Consider the following 18,479-nt stretch of genomic DNA (forward strand, 5'->3'; position numbering starts at 1 on the left):
GCGAAACGTATGCGTCCGATACGGCTGCAAATGTCCGGTCTGCAAAGCTACCGGGAATCACAGGAAATCGATTTTACGCAATTGTGCGATGCCGGCGTGTTCGGTATTTTCGGACCGACGGGAAGCGGAAAGTCGTCCATTCTGGACGCCCTGACGCTGGCGCTCTACGGCAAAGTCGAACGGGCCTCCGGCGGTACGCAGGGGATTATGAACCATGCCGAGAATACGCTGGCGGTCTCGTTCACTTTCGAACTCAGCCATCCTGCGGGCGCCGTCCGGTACCGGGTGGACCGCCAGTTCAAGAGAGGCTCGGACGTTTCGGTTACGAATACCGTAAGCCGTTTTGTCCGTATGAGTGGGGATGAACCGGTCGTACTGGCCGATAAATCCACGGACGTAACCAACCGGGTCCATCAGGTGCTCGGGTTGTCCATGCAGGATTTTACCCGCGCCGTGGTGCTTCCTCAAGGGAAATTCGCCGAATTTCTTTCGCTGACCGGCAAAGACCGGCGGCAGATGCTTCAGCGGCTGTTCCATCTTGAGGCTTACGGCGATCATCTCAGCGCGCGCGTAAGCGGACGGCTGAAAGAAGCCGACGGCCTGCTTAAACAGATCGCCGCCGAGCAGCAGGGACTGGGAGACGCATCCGAAGAAGCGCTGGCCCAGGCCGGTGAAAGGTTGAAGGAGGCGGCAGAGCATGCCGTCGTCCAGCGCAAGCTTTTTCAGCAGGCGTCCGCCCGTTACGAAGAAATGAAGCAGATTGTAAGCGTGCAAAAGGATGAGCGTCAGACGGAGTTGGAGCTTCGCAAAGCCGAAGAAGAAGAGCCGGAAATCCGGCAGCGCGAAGATAACCTGAAGCGCGCGGAGGAAGCGGAGAAGCTGCGTCCTTATGCTGAGCACGCGGAAGCTTCGGCGAAAGCGGAGGCGGAGCACCGGGGGCGGATCGCTCAGGCAAGGGGCCGCTCCAGCCTGGCCGAAGTGAAATTAGACACGGCCTTGCAGGCGTCCGAGCAGGCCCGGCAGGAGCTGGCTGGAAGCGAGGAGCCGCTGCTGATCCGGTTGGAGCGTTTGAACCAAGCACTGGAGCAGGAGCGTCAGCTTGCCGACCTTCACAAGCAGTGCGAAGGCCTCAAAGCGAGCGAGGAACATCTGCTTTCACAGCTTTCCGCGGTGAAAGAGGCATTCCGCAAGGAACAGGAGACGAAGGAAAAGGCGCTGGGCAAGCAGGCGGAGCTGAAAGAAGCGCTGAAAAGCGTAGAGGTCGGCTACGAGCAGCGCAGCCTTCTCCAAGAAGCGTGGGACGCCAAAAGGGAGCTGGATATGCAGCAGCGCCAGCTTCAGGAACTCCGGCAGGAGACCGGCGGAAGACGCCGGACGATGGAGGCCGGGGAGCGCGAGCTGGCGGTCCGTGCCGGGGAATTGACCGCTTGGACGGAACACTTTGCCCGCTGGCTCGGTGAACTCGGCGCCGGCAGGACGGAAGCTCTGCAGCTGCGTCAACGTCTGGCGAAGCAGGAAGAAGCGGCGGCCGCGCTGCTTCAGATCCGCAAACGGGAAGACCGCGAGCGCGAGCTGCGGAATCTGGCCGGGAAGCTGGCACACGAACTGCACGAAGGGCAGCCCTGCCCCGTGTGCGGCGCTGTGGAGCATCCGGCTCCTTACCGCGAAGAAGAGATGGAGGCGGAGAAGGCTCTCCCTTCCGCAGAGGAATGCGAAACGCTCCTTCGCGCCATCCGGGAAGCCGGAATGGAGGCGGACCGTCACGTATTCGGCCTCGATAGTCTCGCCAAGCGGGCGCTTGAGCACGAGCGCGCCGGAACGGATCACGCCCAGGCCGCAGCACACAAGCCTGCCGCCAATTCCGCTTCAAGGGGCGAGACCGGCCATGCGGCCGCAGAAGCGGCTCTCATGCTGGCGGAAGCGGCTGCGGCGGTTCAAGCGGATCTGGAGCTGCCGCCTGATAAGTCCCCGGCAGATTCCGCGGACCGGGGAGGCAAAGCCGACGGCATACCGGAAGCGGCTGTGTCCTCGGCTGCGGCAGGGAGCTTCGCTGCTACCGCCGGTATCCGGCAGGACGAAGCCGGAATCTCTGCGGACGAGGCGCTGCGTCAGCTGGCCGCGTTGGAGCGGCCGCAATCGGAGACCGCGCGTATAGGCCGTTTGGCGGCAGAGCTCGAAGCGGGCTTCCAAGCCCTCCTGAAACGGCTGAAGCCGCTTGAAGCCGGCATGCAGGCCGCCGAGGCGGAACTGCGTTCGCAGCGCGCGGCCCTTCAGGCCGACGAAGCCAAAGCGCAGGCTTTGGAGCAAAGCATCCGCGGCCGGGAAGACGCCTGGCGAGAGCGGTTCGGCGCCCGGGGCCTGGAGCTGGACGCCGTGGAGGCCCGCCTGAAGCAGCTGGGCGAGCAGGAGCGCCAGGCGGAAGAGCTGCGCGGCCGCATCGAGAAGAGCATCCCGTTCATCGACGGGGTGCTGGCGAAGATCGAGCAGCTCCGCACCGAGGCGGCGGAGCTCGACAAAACCGCCCTGCAGCTCGCGACCAAGCTGCAGGGGCTGTCCCAGCTCGCCGCCGAGAAGGCGCAGCAGCTGCACGACCGCGTCGGCGGCGAGCCGGTGCCGCGCCAGATCGCGGCGGCTCAGGCCGAGCTCGACGCGCTGCGCACCCGCGCGGAGCAAACCAGGCTCGCGCACGAGCAGGCCCGCCGCGAGCAGCAGGAGGCGGCCCAGGCGCTCAGCGCGGCCGAACAGGCCGCCGCATCTGCCGCCGGGCAGCTCGCAGAGGCGCGGGAGCGGCTGGACCGCGCGCTGCAGGCTTCCTCCTTCGCGGATGCCGACGCCGTGCGGAGCGCGTACGTCGCCGAAGCGCAGCGCGCCGAGTGGAGCGCGGAGGCGCGGCGTCACCGCGAACGCGAGCAGGCGCTCCGCTCCCGGCTCGCGCAGCTGCGGGAGCAGCTTGCCGGGCGGACGGTCAGCGAAGAAGACTGGACCGGCATGCTGCTCGGGCTGCGCGAAGCCCAGGAGCGCGACGAGGCCGCGCTTGCGGTCCGCGCCAAGGCGGAACGCGACTGCGAGGAGCTGCAGGCGAAGCACGAGCAGTGGCGCCGGCTTGAGGAGCGGCGCAGCGCGCAGCAGACCTTGCACGGTCGGCTGGCGAAGCTGCAGTCCGTGCTGAAAGCGAACGCCTTCGTCGAGTTCCTCGCGGAGGAGCAGCTGATGCAGGTGAGCCGGGCCGCTTCGCAGCGGCTCGGGCAGCTCACCCGGCAGCGCTACGCGATCGAGGTGGACTCCGGCGGCGGCTTCGTGATCCGCGACGACGGCTCCGGCGGGGTGAAGCGCCCGGTCGGCACGCTGTCCGGCGGCGAAACGTTCCTGACGTCGCTCGCGCTCGCGCTCGCTTTGTCGGCGCAGATCCAGCTCAAGGGCGAGGTGCCCCTGGAATTTTTCTTCCTGGACGAAGGGTTCGGTACCCTGGACCAGGATCTGCTGGATATGGTGGTCACCTCCCTTGAGAAGCTCCACATGGACCGGCTTGCGGTCGGCGTTATCTCGCACGTGCCGGAGCTGAGGGCTCGTCTGCCGCGCAAGCTGATCGTCGAGCCGGCCGAACCGTCCGGTCGCGGCAGCCGGGTAAGGCTGGAGCTGCATTAAGGCCGACGGGGCGCATATGGCTGACGGCGGCTCTGCAGTGCGCTGCCTGCGTTTTTAGGCGTGTAGAACGGCTGTTTTCAAATAAATACGATTTAACGGTATCTTGGCTTGTCCACGGAATCCGATAAAGAAAGCACATTCCCGGTTTACCGGTACGGATGTGCTTTTTTTGCATGGCGGCAGTTTCGGTTCGCGTTTCTTTCAAGCGATGTTCACATCTGCTTCCCGTCCTGTGACTTTTCTCACATCTGACCGGCGCCGGAGACGTTTATACTAAGTATGTGCTTAATTTCACAAGTGGAGCTTTTTAAAGATCGACCAAGGCAGGGGGCGTTAGGCAATGAATTGCAGAAAATTAGTGCTTATCGGAAACGGAATGGCAGGCGTGGGTGTGATCGAGCAGATTTTAAAAATCAACACCGGCTTGTTTGATATAACGATTGTGGGGAGCGAGCCTCACCCGAATTACAACCGGATTCAGCTCTCTTATGTGCTTGAGGGCAGCAAAACGACGGATGAAATCGTCCTGAACGATTGGAGCTGGTACCGGGAAAACGACATTGAGCTTCTGACGGGGACGACAGCGACGGCACTGGATACGACGGCCAAAACGGTCACGACCGACCGCGGGGATGTCCTTCCCTACGACGTCCTGATTTTGGCGACGGGCTCGAAGCCGTTCATTCTGCCGGTTCCGGGGGCGGATAAGGAGGGAGTCGTCGGTTTCCGCGATATTGCCGACTGCGAAGCGATGACGGAAGCGGCCCGGACTTATCGGAAGGCGGCCGTCATCGGCGGCGGCCTCCTCGGTCTCGAAGCGGCCAAGGGCCTTTTGAAGCTGGGCATGGAAGTGACGGTCGTTCATCTGATGGACGATCTGATGGAACGCCAGCTGGACCCGGCGGCTTCGGGGATGCTGCGGGCGGAGCTGGAGCGCCAGGGACTGCGGTTCGCGACGGGGAAACAGACGAGGGAACTCACGGGCGGCGTGCGTGTCGAAGGGCTGGCGTTTACGGACGGAACCGCGCTGGAAACGGACTTTGTCGTCATGGCGGCGGGAATTAAGCCGAACAGCGCTCTGGCCGCGGCCGGGGGCCTGGAAGTCAATCGCGGAATCGTCGTGGACGATTTTATGCGGACCTCGGCGCAGGACGTGTATGCCGTCGGAGAATGCTGCGAGCACCGCGGCGTATGCTACGGGCTTGTCGCCCCGCTTTTTGAACAGGGCAGCGTGCTAGCCAAGCATTTGTGCGGGGTGCGGACGGCTCCTTACGAGGGAACGGTGCTGGCCACCAAACTGAAAATATCGGGTGTGGACGTATTCTCGGCCGGCGAGTTTATGGATCGTCCGGATCTTACGATCGTCAAAATGCAGGATGACTGGAGAGGCGTGTATAAAAAGGTGCTCGTCCGCGGCAGCCGGATCGTAGGCGGCGTGCTGTTCGGCGATGTCAGCCAGGCGACCCAGCTTCAGCAGTGGATACGGAGCGGCCGCGAAATGACCGAAGACGTGCACGCCGTCCTGATGGGAATTTCTGCTGGAGAGGAAAGCGGCGGCGGGGCGGAGCTTCTGGCCGACGAGGATATCGTATGCGGCTGCAACGGGGTGACGAAAGGAACCATCGTGGAAGCCGTCCGCGCACAGGGACTGAAAACAGTCGACGAAGTGAAAGCCTGCACCGGAGCTTGCCGCTCGTGCGGAGGTTGCAAGCCGCTTGTCGAGCAGATTCTGGCCGGCGTGCTGGGCGACGGCTACGAAGCGGGCACAGCGGCCCATGGTATCTGCGGCTGCACGCAGCTCGGCCGGGATGAAATTGTCGCAGCCATGCGTGAGCGGAAGCTGACGACGATCCGCGAGACCATGGCCGCTCTGAATTGGAGCAACCCCGAGGGCTGCTCGAAGTGCCGGCCTGCGCTCAACTACTACTTGACGATGTTGTGGCCGGAAACCTACGTGGACGAAAAAGAATCGAGATTCGTCAACGAGCGACTGCATGCGAACATCAACAAGGACGGCACTTATACGGTCGTACCGCGGATGTACGGCGGCGTAAGCTCGGCGGAAGAGCTGAAACGGATCGGCGATGTGGCCGTGAAATATAACGTCCGTGCCGTCAAAATGACCGGCGGACAGCGGATCGACCTGATGGGCGTTCGCAAAGAAGATCTGCCGAAAGTCTGGGAAGAACTCGGTATGCCATCGGGCTACGCGTACGCGAAAGCGCTCCGGACGGTCAAAACGTGCGTAGGCTCGACCTTCTGCCGGTTCGGCACCCAGGATTCGATGGGGATGGGACAACTGCTGGAGAAGAAATTCGAAAGAATCGACATGCCCGCCAAGTTTAAAATGGCCGTGAACGGCTGCCCGCGCAACTGTGCGGAATCGTGCACCAAGGATGTCGGAATCGTCGGCAATGACGGCGGCTGGGAGATTTACGTCGGCGGCAATGGGGGCATTAAACCGCGGCTTGCCGATCTTGCGGCAAAGGTGAAGACGGATGCGGAGCTTCTGGAGATTACCTCGTCGCTGATCCAGTTTTACCGGGAAACCGCCAATTATCTGGAAAGAACGTCGGATTGGGTTGAGCGGCTGGGTCTGGCTTATATCCAGAACCATGCGATAACGGATGAAGCGAACCGGCGGGAGCTTGTAAACCGCATGGAGACCGCCCTGACACGCGCGCACGATCCTTGGCAAAAAGTGATCGGCGACCGCCAGCTGCGTCAGGAGCTGTATGAAGGTGTCAACGTGCCGGCAGGGCCGCCGACGGAATAAAGCGCATCGCACAGACAGGGGCTGCCAAGCAGCTCCCCAAAGGAGGAGAAATCGATGAACCGACAGCTTCAGGAAAAACCGGAAACCTACGTTTGCATCGGCAGACAAGGTGATTTTCCGGCCCGGCTGGGAAAGACTGTTTTCGTGGGAGAAGAAGAAATCGCCGTATTTCATTTGACCGACGGCCGTCTCTTCGCGCTTCAGAACCGGAGTCCTCACCGTAGAGGAGGTCCGCTCTGCGAAGGAATGATATCGGGGGACCTGCTTTACGATCCCCTGTATGACTGGAAAATCAACCTGCTGGACGGTAAAGTACAGGCGCCGGATACGGGACAGGTGAAAACTTATCCGGTGAAACTCGACGGGGAGCATGTCTGGATAGGGCTGTGATGCCCCTTACGGCCGTGGCTCCGCCCTGTCGGCTTGTACGCACGAGAGGTTTATCCGGAACATCCTTCGTCCGGCTTAACCTGTTCTGTTTTCAACCCGTGAGGAGATGACGCATAATGTTTACTGAAACCGTGGAAAAAATGGCCGCCGCGGCGGCGCAGAAAAAGAAGTTTCTCTCCGAAAGCCTTCTTCGCTACCTGACGGCGGCGGGTCTGGCCGGTGCTTACGTAGGACTCGGCATCGTGCTTATCTTTTCCGTGGGGGCCCCGCTGTTTGCCGCAAAATCGCCGGTTACGACAACGGTTATGGGCCTGTCGTTCGGAGTGGCCCTCACCCTGGTGATTTTTGCCGGATCGGAGCTTTTTACGGGAAACAACATGTATTTCACCATCGGGACGCTTTCGCGCAAAGTCACGTGGAAGGATACGCTCGTCAACTGGTTCTGGTGCTACCTGGGGAACCTGACGGGGGCCATGGTCCTCGTTCTGCTGGTCGTCGGTGCCGGAGTGTTTGCCAATATTAAGCCGGACCATTTGTTAATGACCATCGCCGCCAAAAAAATGAACATGGACGCCACGCAGCTGTTTTTCCGGGGAATTCTATGTAACTGGTTCGTCTGTCTGGCGATCTGGACTTCGATGAGAGCCAAAGAGGACACGGCGAAGCTGATTCTCATCTTCTGGATGCTGTACGGCTTTATCGCATCGGGGTATGAGCACAGCGTGGCGAATATGACGGTGCTGGGGCTGGCCCTGATTCTCCCGCATCCCGAAACGGTTACCCTCGCCGGCTGGTTCCACAACATGATCCCGGTGACGCTGGGGAACATCGTCGGCGGGGCCGTGTTTGTCGGGCTGCTGTATTACTTCATCTCGCCTGTGAAACGGGCGGACGGAAAGCTGTAAACTGACTTAAGCGCAGCAGGCATAGCCCCGCAAGCGCGGAAAACTCCCTGATTTCAAACAGGGAGTTTTTTTGCGGCCCGCAGCCGCGTGCCCGGGGGCCGTCATCCCCCGCAGGAGCTGGCCGTTCGCCGCCATGCTCTTGCGCCTGCGCCATGCCGTTCCCGGCCCGCGCCTCCGGGAACCCCGCGCCCGGGCTGCCCGTGCCGGCAGCGTTGGCCCCACTTGCCGGGGCGCCCGGACATTTCAGCGCCGGACGACACGGGGAGCCGCCTCGTCCGGCCCAAATATAAAAAGTGTGCCGGTTACATCCGGCACACTTCTATGGGGCAGTTTTCGCAGTGGCAAATGCCCTTTAAATAATTCAAATCGCGAATGATAATGTAGCCGTTATCCATTTCAATGGCCTGAGCTTTGCGCAGGTCGCTGAACATGCGGTTCACGCTTTCGCGGGTGGAGCCGATCATATCCGACAGCTCCGAGTGGGTGAGCTTTTTCGTAATGCGGATCGTCCCGTCCTCTTCGGGCCGGCCGTACGTGTTCGACAAGCGGATGATGGTGGAGCACAGAGCCCCGGGTTTTCCGTACAGCATCATATCGCGGTATTTCGTCTGCGTCATCCGGTGGCTGAGTCCCATCCAGCGCATAAATTCCAGAGCGAATTCGCCGCTCTGCCAGATCAGCATTTCCACGTCTTTCTTGTGCGCCACGCCGATCAGGGTTTCTTCCAGCACTTCGGCGCTGTACCAATGCTTCGTGTCGTCGTAGGGATCGATCATGCCGATCAGGTCGCCCTGCTGGTATAAGTAAAGCACGAGATCCTTGCCTTCGTCCGTGGACTTCGTAGCGCGTACCCGGCCGTTTTTTATAAAATAAAGCTTGTCAGCCGTATCGCCTTCCCAAAACAAGTAGGCGCCGGGTTGAAGCTTCTGCTCATGCATAATATCCGTCAGCTTCTGCAAATTTTCCGTCTTAAAGGCAGCCGTGTTCCGGGGATTCGTATAGTAAACGGGATTTGTGCCGGTGTTCATGATGGCTTCCCTCCTCTTTGACTTCTGCTTCCAGTATACCGGATATGACGTAAATCATATATGATAAAAATCACACTTTCCGTACAATATTGTTTACCACGCCTGTCCGTATTCAACGCAAACCTGCCGTTTACAGGCAAACGGACACAAAAAACCGGAGTTCCGTCTGCATTCGGCGGCTCCGGTTTTTTATAAGCGGAAAGAGGGGGCGGTTCCAAGTTGCGGCCGGCTTGCACGAAATCCCGTGTTCCGGTTCGCTTTATGACCGATTCGGCTATGCCGCAGATCCGCTTTCTACGAATAAAACTGTTCGATATCGGTCAGCATCTGCTCGGCGAGCGGAAACACCCATTCTTTTTCTTTACGCATATGCTCAAGAAGAATGAAGCACGACTGAAGCACGTGGGATACCGAGCGTTTGGCGCACAGGGGATCGAGGGTTTGGCTGTCTTCTTTGAGAGCCTGGAAGAAAAGGCGCAGATTGTGGACGGCCATGTTGTACTCCTGCTTCATAACGGCGGTAGGGCCCATTTTGTCGCCCGTGTACAAATCGACGATAGGGAAAAGCGTTTCCTGTTCATCCTGCTGATACTGCTGGAAAAATTTCAAGAACCGTTCGGCGCGTACCTTCAGCTGGTTTAAATCGGTTTTGAGCGTATCCCGGCTTCCGGCGGCTCCGATTCCGCGTGCGAGCATTTGCAGCTCCAGCAGATCGGCCTCGAGAAATTCGTGCTGCTGCTTCAAATAATATAGGGCGTCGGACAACTGGCTGCCGGGGTCCATGGCGGCATACGGCAGACGTTCCACGGTCATTGTGCTCATTGTCGTTTCCTCCTGTCGGGTCCTGCGGATGATGGTAAAGCGCGCGCGTTGTTTCCTGTCTTCACCATAAGGCGGGGGCGCTCTTTTGTCTGTGAGAAATGTCATAGTGAAAAAATTCACAATCTCCTACAATGAAGGTGTAGAAAGAACAGAGGAGGCGGAGAGATGGCTGTACAGGAAAATGAGACCGTAAAACCCGCAGCTGCGGCGGCCAAAGAACAGGTAGACCGGCTGGTGCAGAACGCGAAGAAAGCGCAGGCCGCTTTTGAAGGCTTGGACCAATCCCAGGTCGACCGCATCGTACAGGAGATGGCGCTGGCCGGCGTAGACCGGCATATGTACCTCGCCAAGCTTGCGGTGGAAGAAACGGGGCGCGGCGTATATGAAGACAAGATCATCAAGAACTTGTTCGCGACCGAGTATATCCATAATTCCGTGAAGTACGACAAAACGGTCGGCGTAATCGACGACGATCCGACGACCGGCCTTACGTCCATCGCCGAACCCGTCGGAATTATCGCCGGCGTCACCCCGGTAACCAATCCGACCTCGACGACGATGTTTAAGGCGCTGATCGCGATGAAGACGCGGAATCCGATTATTTTCGCCTTCCATCCGTCCGCGCAGAAATGCAGCTCCGAAGCGGCCCGCGTTCTGTACGAAGCGGCGGTAAGCCACGGGGCGCCGAAAGATTGCATCCAGTGGGTGGAGAAGCCTTCCATGGAAGCGACGCACGAGCTTATGCACCACGAGGGAGTGGCCCTGATTCTGGCTACCGGCGGCTCCGGCATGGTCAAATCCGCCTACAGCGCGGGTAAACCCGCTCTCGGCGTCGGCCCGGGCAACGTGCCGTGCTTCATCGAGAGAACCGCGGACCTGCGCCAGGCAGTCACGGACTTGATTCTCTCGAAGACGTTTGACAACGGCATGATCTGCGCATCCGAGCAGGCCGTTATCCTGGACGAAGCGATCGCGGCGGAGGCCAAGGCGATGCTGAAGGCGCAGGGCTGCCATTTCCTGAGCGCCAAGGAAACGAAGAAGCTGTCCCAGTTCGGCATGAACGCCGGATGCGCCGTGAACGCGGCGATTGTGGGCCAGCCCGCGGCACGCATCGCCGAAATGGCGGGGTTCGAGGTTCCCGCCGGGACGAAAATCCTGATCGCCGAGCTGGACGGCGTCGGTCCGGCCTACCCGCTGTCCGCCGAGAAGCTGAGCCCCGTGCTGGCCTGCTACACGGCCGCCAGCGCTCAAGCGGGCATCGCCCGGGCCGCGGAGATTGCCGCATTCGGCGGACTCGGCCACACCTCGGTCATCCATTCGAACGACGACGGGGTGATCGCCGCTTTTGCCAAGGAGCTGCCGACCTGCCGCATTATCGTTAACGCGCCTTCGACTCATGGGGCGATCGGGGATATCTACAACGCCAATATCCCCTCGCTGACGCTTGGCTGCGGCTCGTACGGCCGCAATTCCACTTCTTCGAACGTGACGGCGGTCAACCTGATCAACGTTAAAAAAGTCGCACACCGGACGGTGAATATGCAGTGGTTTAAAGTACCCGAGAAAATTTATTTCGAGCGAAACGCCACCCAGTACCTGGCGAAAATGCCGGACATCACCCGTGTATTGATCGTGACGGACCCGATGATGGTGAAGCTCGGCTACGTGGAACGCGTGGAACATTATTTGCGCCAGCGCCGGATGCCGGTAGCCATCGAAGTTTTCAGCGATGTGGAGCCGGACCCTTCAGTCGACACCGTCGAACGCGGTACGGCCATGATGAACGCTTTCCAGCCGGACTGCATTGTGGCGCTCGGCGGAGGATCGCCGATGGATGCGGCCAAAGCGATGTGGCTGTTCTACGAGTACCCCGACGTCGCGTTTCATTCGCTGAAACAGAAGTTCATGGACATCCGCAAGCGGACGTTCAAATATCCGAAGCTGGGCAAGAAGGCGAAGTTCGTTGCCATCCCGACGACTTCGGGTACCGGTTCGGAAGTGACTTCGTTCGCCGTTATCACGGATAAAAAGAACGGCCACACGAAATATCCGCTCGCCGATTACGAGCTTACGCCGGATGTGGCTATCGTCGATCCCGAATTCGTTTACTCGCTCCCGAAAACAGCCGTGGCCGACACCGGCATGGATGTGCTCACACACGCGATCGAAGCTTACGTCTCCGTCATGGCAAACGACTATACGGACGGGCTCTGCCTGCAGGCCATCAAGCTCGTGTTCCGCAACCTGGAGCAGTCCCATGCGACGGCCGACAAGCTGGCCAGGGAGAAAATGCACAACGCGTCCACGATCGCCGGCATGGCCTTTGCGAACGCCTTCCTGGGCATCAACCACAGCCTGGCGCACAAATGGGGCGGGCAGTACGGAACGGCGCACGGACGGACCAACGCGATCCTGATGCCTTACGTCATCCGGTATAACGCGGCAAAGCCGTCGAAATACGCGTCGTTCCCGAAATACTCGCACTACTGCGCCGACGAGCGCTACGCCGAAATCGCCCGGTTCTTGGGACTTCCGGCCGCCACCATGGAGGAAGGCGTCAAGAGCCTCATCGACGCCATCCGCGAGCTGAATCGGAAGCTGGGCATTCCCGCTTCGTTCAAAGAACTCGGATTCGATGCCGATGATTTCGAAAGCCGTGTGGAGTACCTGGCGGACAAAGCGTTCGAAGACCAGTGCACGACCGCGAATCCGAAAATGCCGCTCGTCAGCGAGCTGGCCGAAGTGTACCGGGACGCCTTCTACGGCAGAATCTGAGCAAGCGGACAGGGACTTTTCTGCTGCCTGAATAAGCGGGAGCATCGAGCGGCGCCCCAGCAGCCGGTGCGGTGAAACGGACACAAAGACAGTGATCATGACGGCGCGCGCAGTAAAATTTGCGCTGAAACGAAATCAGCTTTGCCGGGCGGCCGCTCCGCGGTCCGTCCGTTCATTCCAAGGAGGGAACAAAAATGGCTATCGAAGAGCGCGAGATGCGCATGAAGTCTGCTGAAGAGGGAGTATACCGCGGGTTCCGCAAAGGAAAGTGGCAGCACGGGATCGACGTCCGTGACTTTATCGAGCTTAACCTGACGCCTTATGAGGGAGACGAGGCTTTTCTTGCCCCTCCGACGGAAGATACGAAGGCGCTCTGGGAAGTCGTCAAGGACCTGACCCGGCGCGAAAGGGAGCAGGGAGGCGTGCTCGATGTGGATGTGAACACCGTGTCCACGATCGTTTCCCACGCGCCGGGCTATCTCGACAAAGACAAGGAGCGCGTAGTCGGGCTCCAGACGGATGAGCCGTTCAAACGCTCCGTGCAGCCGTTCGGCGGCATCCGGATGATGGAGGACGCCTGCGAAGCATACGGCTTCAAGTTGCCGCAGGACATGGTCCGGCTGTTCACGGACATCCGCAAGACGCATAACCAGGGCGTGTTCGACGCCTACACCGGCGACATGCGGGCCGCCAGAAAAGCCGGCATCATCACGGGCTTGCCGGACGCTTACGGGCGCGGTCGGATTATCGGGGATTACCGCCGGGTAGCGCTGTACGGCATCGACGCCCTCGTCGCCGATAAGAAGAAGGATCTTCTGCTTCTTGAAGTGGATGCGATCACGGAGGACGTTATCCGTGCCCGCGAGGAGCTGTCCGAGCAGATCCGGGCGCTCGCCGAGCTGAAGAAGATGGCCGCCGACCACGGTTTTGACATCTCGGGGCCGGCCTCCGATGCCCGCGAAGCGTTCCAGTGGCTGTACTTCGGCTACCTGGCGGCGATCAAGGAACAGAACGGCGCGGCGATGAGTCTGGGACGGGTGTCCTCTTTCCTCGATATTTATATCGAAAGAGACCTCCGCGAAGGAACCTTGACCGAAACGCAGGCGCAGGAGCTGGTGGACCATTTCGTCATGAAGCTGCGGATTGTCAAATTCCTGCGTACGCCGGATTATAACGAGCTGTTCAGCGGCGACCCCACCTGGGTGACCGAGTCCATCGGCGGCATGTCCTTGTCGGGCCGGACCCGCGTGACGAAAAACTCCATGCGGTTTCTTCATACGCTGTATAACCTGGGTCCCGCTCCCGAGCCTAACCTGACGGTGCTCTGGTCCGAGCAGCTGCCGGAGGCATTCAAGAAATACTGCGCCAAAGTCTCGATCGAAACGAGCTCCATTCAGTACGAGAACGACGACCTGATGCGTCCTTTCTACGGCGACGATTACGGAATCGCCTGCTGCGTATCCGCCATGAGGATCGGCAAGCAGATGCAGTTCTTCGGAGCGCGGGCCAATCTGGCCAAAGCTCTCCTGTATGCCATTAACGGCGGCGTGGACGAAAAGCTCGGGGTCCAGATCGGACCCGAAAGCGTGCCGATTACCGCCGATGTGCTCGATTACGACGAGGTTATGCATAAATTCAAGGGTGTCATGGAATGGCTGGCGAAGCTGTATATGAACACGCTGAACGTGATTCACTATATGCACGACAAATACTGTTACGAGCGGATCGAAATGGCCCTTCACGACCGGGAAATCGTCCGAACGATGGCCTGCGGAATCGCGGGATTGTCCGTAGTCGCCGACTCGCTGAGCGCGATCAAATACGCCAAAGTGCGCCCGGTCCGCAACGAGAAAGGAATCGCCGTCGATTTCGAAATCGAAGGTGATTACCCGATGTACGGCAACAACGACGACCGCGTCGATTCCATCGCCGTTTCTCTCGTCGAAGCGTTCATGGGCATGATCCGCAAGCACAAACCTTACCGGGATGCGGTTCCGACCCAGTCGGTCCTGACCATTACGTCCAACGTCGTTTACGGCAAAAAAACCGGCTCCACGCCGGACGGCCGCAAAGCGGGCGAACCGTTCGCGCCGGGCGCGAACCCGATGCACGGACGCGACCGCAAAGGCGCGCTGGCCTCGCTCGGCTCCGTCGCCAAACTGCCTTACGAGCACAGCCTGGACGGCATCTCGAACACGTTCTCGATCGTGCCCAAAGCGCTCGGCAAAGAGCCGCAGGCGCGCAAGGACAATCTCGTCCATATGCTGGACGGATACTTCGAAAGCGGAGCGCACCATCTCAACGTGAACGTATTCGACCGGCAGCAGCTTCTGGACGCGATGGAGCATCCCGAGCAGTACCCGCAGCTCACCATCCGGGTTTCGGGCTATGCGGTCAACTTTATCAAACTCACCCGCGAGCAGCAGCTCGACGTTATTAACCGGACGTTCCACGGCGCCATGTAAAAAGGGACCGGGGCACGCCGAAGCAAAGGACGTGTTAGTCATGAAAGGCAGAATCCATTCCATCGAAACGTTCGGCACGGTAGACGGCCCCGGTATCCGGTTTGTTCTCTTCATGCAGGGATGCGCCCTGCAGTGCGGCTACTGCCACAACCCCGATACGTGGGACACCTGCGGAGGACGGACGGTGACCGTCGATGAAATCCTCGCCGAAATGGAGCCTTATCTTCCGTACTACCGGAAGTCGGGCGGGGGAATCACCGTAACGGGAGGAGAGCCGACGCTGCAGGCGGCGTTTGTCGCGGAGCTTTTCAAAGCGTGCAAGGAACGCTTCGGCGTGAACACGGCGCTTGACTCTTCGGGCTTCTGCGAAGTGGGCCACGAGCATGTCCGCGAGCTTTTTGAAGAAACGGACCTTGTTCTGCTTGATCTGAAAATGATGGACCGCGACAAGCATATCGCGCTGACGAGCCAGCCCAACGACAAGATCCTGCGCACGGCGCGCTGGCTTTCCGATCACGGCAGGCCGATGTGGATCCGGCGGGTGCTCGTTCCCGGAATGACGGATTCGGAAGACGAGCTGGAGCGGCTCGGTTCTTTTCTGGCCGGTCTGACGACCGTGGAAAAATTCGAACTTCTTCCTTATCACAAGCTGGGAACCTATAAATGGGATCTTCTTCACCGGGAATATCCGCTCAAAGACGCCCGCACACCGACGGAAGAAGAAGTCGCGGGAGCATACGAGCTTATCAAGCGTGCGCGAAGCCAAAACGTTTCGCGGCCGACCTGCCAGTCTCTCTAAAAATTGGTCTTTACAGGAAATAAAACTTCCTCTATATTTAAGCTTTCGGCCCTCCGCCGGAAGCTTTTTTCGTCATGCTTGTACATTTTTTTACAAGTGTAACGGGATCGTAACGGCTTAATTGTTCAAATGTAATGGTTTCGTAACTACTTGTGTCGAAAGTTGGAGTACACTTAGGATAAGGAAACACGTTGAAGGGAACGGACCCGGGGAATACAGGAGAAGACGCGTTGACGCGTCAGTCGTTCCTATGTGCTGGAAGTCATAGACAGGCTGGTAGGTTTATAGAAATCAGCTGAGGAAACAAATGGGAGATGGAAGGAATCATGAAAAAAAGAAAAGTGTTCAGACTGCGCTATGTCCTTATGATAGCGCTGGGGCTGTTTATTGCATACAATGTCAGCCATGCATTGTTGACCAAGGAAACGGCTGCCGGCTCCTCGCAGGGAGAAACGGCGGCTACGCCAAGCCCTACGCCGGTCCCGACCGCGAATGAACCGGAGAAGAAGCCGGATAAGAGCGCGCATCCCGATCCTACGCCGACGCCGGAGCCGACTCGGAAGCTGGATTCTACGCCGGTTCCGACGGCCACGCCCGATCCTACGCCGTCGCCGCAGGCAACGCAAGCTCCGCAGGGCGGCGGGTCGGCAAACATGGCCACGCCGATTTATTCGGTTTCGACCAAAAATAAACTCGTTGCGCTTACGTTCGACGACGGTCCGGATCTGCACTGGACGCCGCAGGTTTTGGAAGTGCTGAGCAAGTACAACGCGAAAGCGACGTTCTTCCTGGTCGGTCGCCAGGTCGATAAATATCCCGATATGGTGAAGCGGATCGTGGACGAGGGCCATGCGGTCGGTAACCACACCTGGAGCCACGCGCAGCTGCCTAAGCTGACGCCTGAACAGGCCCGCGAACAGATGACGAGCACGGACGAGGCGCTGAAGAAAGCGCTCGGCAAGGGAACGTACCTGTTCCGCGCCCCGTACGGTGCCGTCAACGATAACGTCAAAGCGGTAGCGGCCCAGCAGGGGCAGCTTATTATCGGCTGGTCGATCGACACGAAAGACTGGGCGGGTAATACGCCGGATCAGATTATGAACAATGTGAAACAGCATATTCATCCCGGCAGCATTATTCTGCAGCACAGCTTCGGAGGCAAAGGCGGGGACCTCAGCAATACGGTGGAGGCCACCCGCAGAATTTGCGAGTATTTGCAGGCTCAGGGCTACCAGTTTGTTACCGTGCCGGAATTGTTGGCTGCGAAATAATGAAATGCCCGGACCGGTTTTGCGGAAGGCCGCCGAACCGGCGGAAGCGAGCCGTCCATGCCGTATTTGCCGGCATCGGGCGGTTTTTTCGTTCGCGTCCATGCAGAATTTTCAGGTCCTGCTTCCGGGGCAGCTTTGCTATAATGGAACCAGCACTAGAAAAGGGGAATGTCATGAAGAGAAGAATCAAATGGATACCGCGACCCGCAGCGGGCCTGCTGACGGCCGGACTCTCCATGCTGCTGCTCAGCGGCTGCCAGCTCATATCTTCTTCTCCCGCCGCTTTGCTGAAGGCTCCGGCTATGAGCTCGAGCCTGTATCAGCTCAAAGAGGCGGTGACCCACTATCTGCCTCCGGGCGCGGTGCTCAATACGCCGCTCAAGCTGCCCGACAACTCGGCGGCCGGCCCGATTTACCAGGTGGACCTCAACGGGGACAACCAGAAGGAAGCCGTCGCCTTTTACAGGCTGCAGAAGAACGAGTTCGAACTCGGGGCCCTCATTCTCGAACAAGTGAACGAAGAATGGCGGAAGGTCACCGATATCCATGAGCTGGGCAGAGAAATCGACCGCGTCGACTTCGTGGACGTTACGGGAGACGGGGCTCCGGAAATGCTCGTAGGCTGGAGCGCCGGAGAAGCTGTCAATCTCAATAAAGAATTGTTCGTTTATTCCATGAAAGGCTCGGTGGTGAGCCAGATGGAGAAAATTCCGTACACCGAGATCGCGATCGGCGATTTGACCGGAGACGGAGTGCCTGAGGTGGCCGCCCTGCTTCTCGACCGCGACAAGCTGGATGCTTCCGCTTCTTTATACTCGTTCAAAAACGGGGAGAAGAAGCTGCTGCAGAAGCTGCCCATGGACGGCGGCGTCAACGGTTACTACCAGGTCATGATCGGCAAAGCCACCGATTCGCAGAACGGGATTTTCGTGGACGCGGGGCTTGGGGCCAATACGTCCTATACCTCTCTCTTGGTCTGGAACAACGGCAAACTTAAAGACGTTTTCAGTGCCAAGGACGAACAGGGGAACGTTCAAACCTTCAAGGAATACAAAGGAAGATCCCAAGACATCAACGGAGACGGTATTATGGAGATCGAGCTGCTTAAGATCCCTCCTTTTATCGAGAACAGCAATCCGACCGATATGCCCTGGATCCACCAGTGGTATCAGTGGGACGGCGCGAACGGGCTCAAATGGGTGCACGAAAATTACTACGACAACAATGTCACGTACCGGTTTGATTTTCCCGAATCGTGGAGAGGCAAAATTACGCTGGAACGGTCCAAAAGCGATCGTGCCGACGGGTATACGACTTTTTATTATTTAAGCGCGAACCGCAAGGAAAAGGCGGAGCTCCTGACCATCCGGTATTACCCGACGGAGCAGTGGGAGAACATGAAGAACGAGCTGCAGAAGAAGGAAATCGACTTCGTGGAACTTGATACGTCGTACGGACGCAAAACCGTAGCGTTTTTGCCGGAGAAGCCGACGAACCTGTCCGTCAAATCCTTGCAGGAATATAACCAGATGAAACTCGGATTGAAAGATATACAGGAGCGGCTGAAGCCGGTCTATTATTAGAGAAGGGGAGGGAGACCGGA

Annotated in this window: 11 protein-coding genes; 9 read left to right on the plus strand and 2 right to left on the minus strand. The window is 59.0% G+C overall.

All coding sequences use genetic code 11. The features are described from left to right. Nucleotides 1-9 precede the first annotated feature (9 nt). The 4 genes from ACI48J_RS08130 to ACI48J_RS08145 all read left to right on the plus strand — a co-directional run bounded on the left by ACI48J_RS08130 (nt 10) and on the right by ACI48J_RS08145 (nt 7,716). Nucleotides 10-3,645 carry an AAA family ATPase gene (locus tag ACI48J_RS08130; RefSeq protein ID WP_405082413.1) on the plus strand — a complete coding sequence of 1,212 codons (3,636 nt, stop codon included), beginning with the start codon at nt 10-12 and terminating at the stop codon, nt 3,643-3,645. Between the two features lie 340 nt (nt 3,646-3,985). Then, on the plus strand, nt 3,986-6,421 hold the full coding sequence (gene nirB, locus ACI48J_RS08135; protein WP_405082414.1) for a nitrite reductase large subunit NirB: 2,436 nt from the start codon (nt 3,986-3,988) through the stop codon (nt 6,419-6,421). 54 nt (nt 6,422-6,475) lie between these two features. Continuing rightward, nucleotides 6,476-6,811 carry a nitrite reductase small subunit NirD gene (gene nirD / locus ACI48J_RS08140; protein WP_326057409.1) on the plus strand — a complete coding sequence of 112 codons (336 nt, stop codon included), beginning with the start codon at nt 6,476-6,478 and terminating at the stop codon, nt 6,809-6,811. A 116-nt stretch (nt 6,812-6,927) separates the two neighbouring features. Further along, complete coding sequence (locus ACI48J_RS08145; RefSeq protein ID WP_326057411.1) at nt 6,928-7,716, plus strand: formate/nitrite transporter family protein; 789 nt, start codon at nt 6,928-6,930, stop codon at nt 7,714-7,716. Between the two features lie 302 nt (nt 7,717-8,018). Here the strand turns inward: ACI48J_RS08145 and ACI48J_RS08150 are convergent, their stop codons facing one another. Then, complete coding sequence (locus tag ACI48J_RS08150; RefSeq protein WP_326054340.1) at nt 8,019-8,744, minus strand: Crp/Fnr family transcriptional regulator; 726 nt, start codon at nt 8,742-8,744, stop codon at nt 8,019-8,021. Between the two features lie 294 nt (nt 8,745-9,038). Further along, nucleotides 9,039-9,566, minus strand: a complete 528-nt coding sequence (locus ACI48J_RS08155) for a hemerythrin domain-containing protein (RefSeq protein ID WP_326054339.1) — start codon at nt 9,564-9,566, stop codon at nt 9,039-9,041. A 165-nt stretch (nt 9,567-9,731) separates the two neighbouring features. Here ACI48J_RS08155 and adhE point away from each other — a divergent pair, with 165 nt between their 5' ends. The 5 genes from adhE to ACI48J_RS08180 all read left to right on the plus strand — a co-directional run bounded on the left by adhE (nt 9,732) and on the right by ACI48J_RS08180 (nt 18,459). Beyond that, on the plus strand, nt 9,732-12,341 hold the full coding sequence (adhE, locus tag ACI48J_RS08160) for a bifunctional acetaldehyde-CoA/alcohol dehydrogenase (protein ID WP_405082415.1): 2,610 nt from the start codon (nt 9,732-9,734) through the stop codon (nt 12,339-12,341). A gap of 194 nt (nt 12,342-12,535) precedes the next feature. After that, nucleotides 12,536-14,806 (plus strand): formate C-acetyltransferase, encoded by a 2,271-nt coding sequence (gene pflB / locus ACI48J_RS08165; protein WP_326054335.1) that lies wholly within the window; start codon nt 12,536-12,538, stop codon nt 14,804-14,806. Nucleotides 14,807-14,846: 40 nt separating this feature from the next. Then, complete coding sequence (gene pflA, locus ACI48J_RS08170; protein WP_405082416.1) at nt 14,847-15,605, plus strand: pyruvate formate-lyase-activating protein; 759 nt, start codon at nt 14,847-14,849, stop codon at nt 15,603-15,605. A gap of 326 nt (nt 15,606-15,931) precedes the next feature. After that, entirely contained in the window at nt 15,932-16,876 is a 945-nt protein-coding gene (locus ACI48J_RS08175) for a polysaccharide deacetylase family protein (protein WP_405082417.1), read from the plus strand. A gap of 173 nt (nt 16,877-17,049) precedes the next feature. Further along, nucleotides 17,050-18,459 (plus strand): hypothetical protein, encoded by a 1,410-nt coding sequence (locus ACI48J_RS08180; protein WP_326054331.1) that lies wholly within the window; start codon nt 17,050-17,052, stop codon nt 18,457-18,459. Nucleotides 18,460-18,479: the final 20 nt, after the last annotated feature.

The organism is Paenibacillus chitinolyticus, from assembly GCF_045038035.1.
In the GTDB taxonomy this organism is placed as follows: Bacteria; Bacillota; Bacilli; order Paenibacillales; family NBRC-103111; genus Paenibacillus_F; species Paenibacillus_F chitinolyticus_A.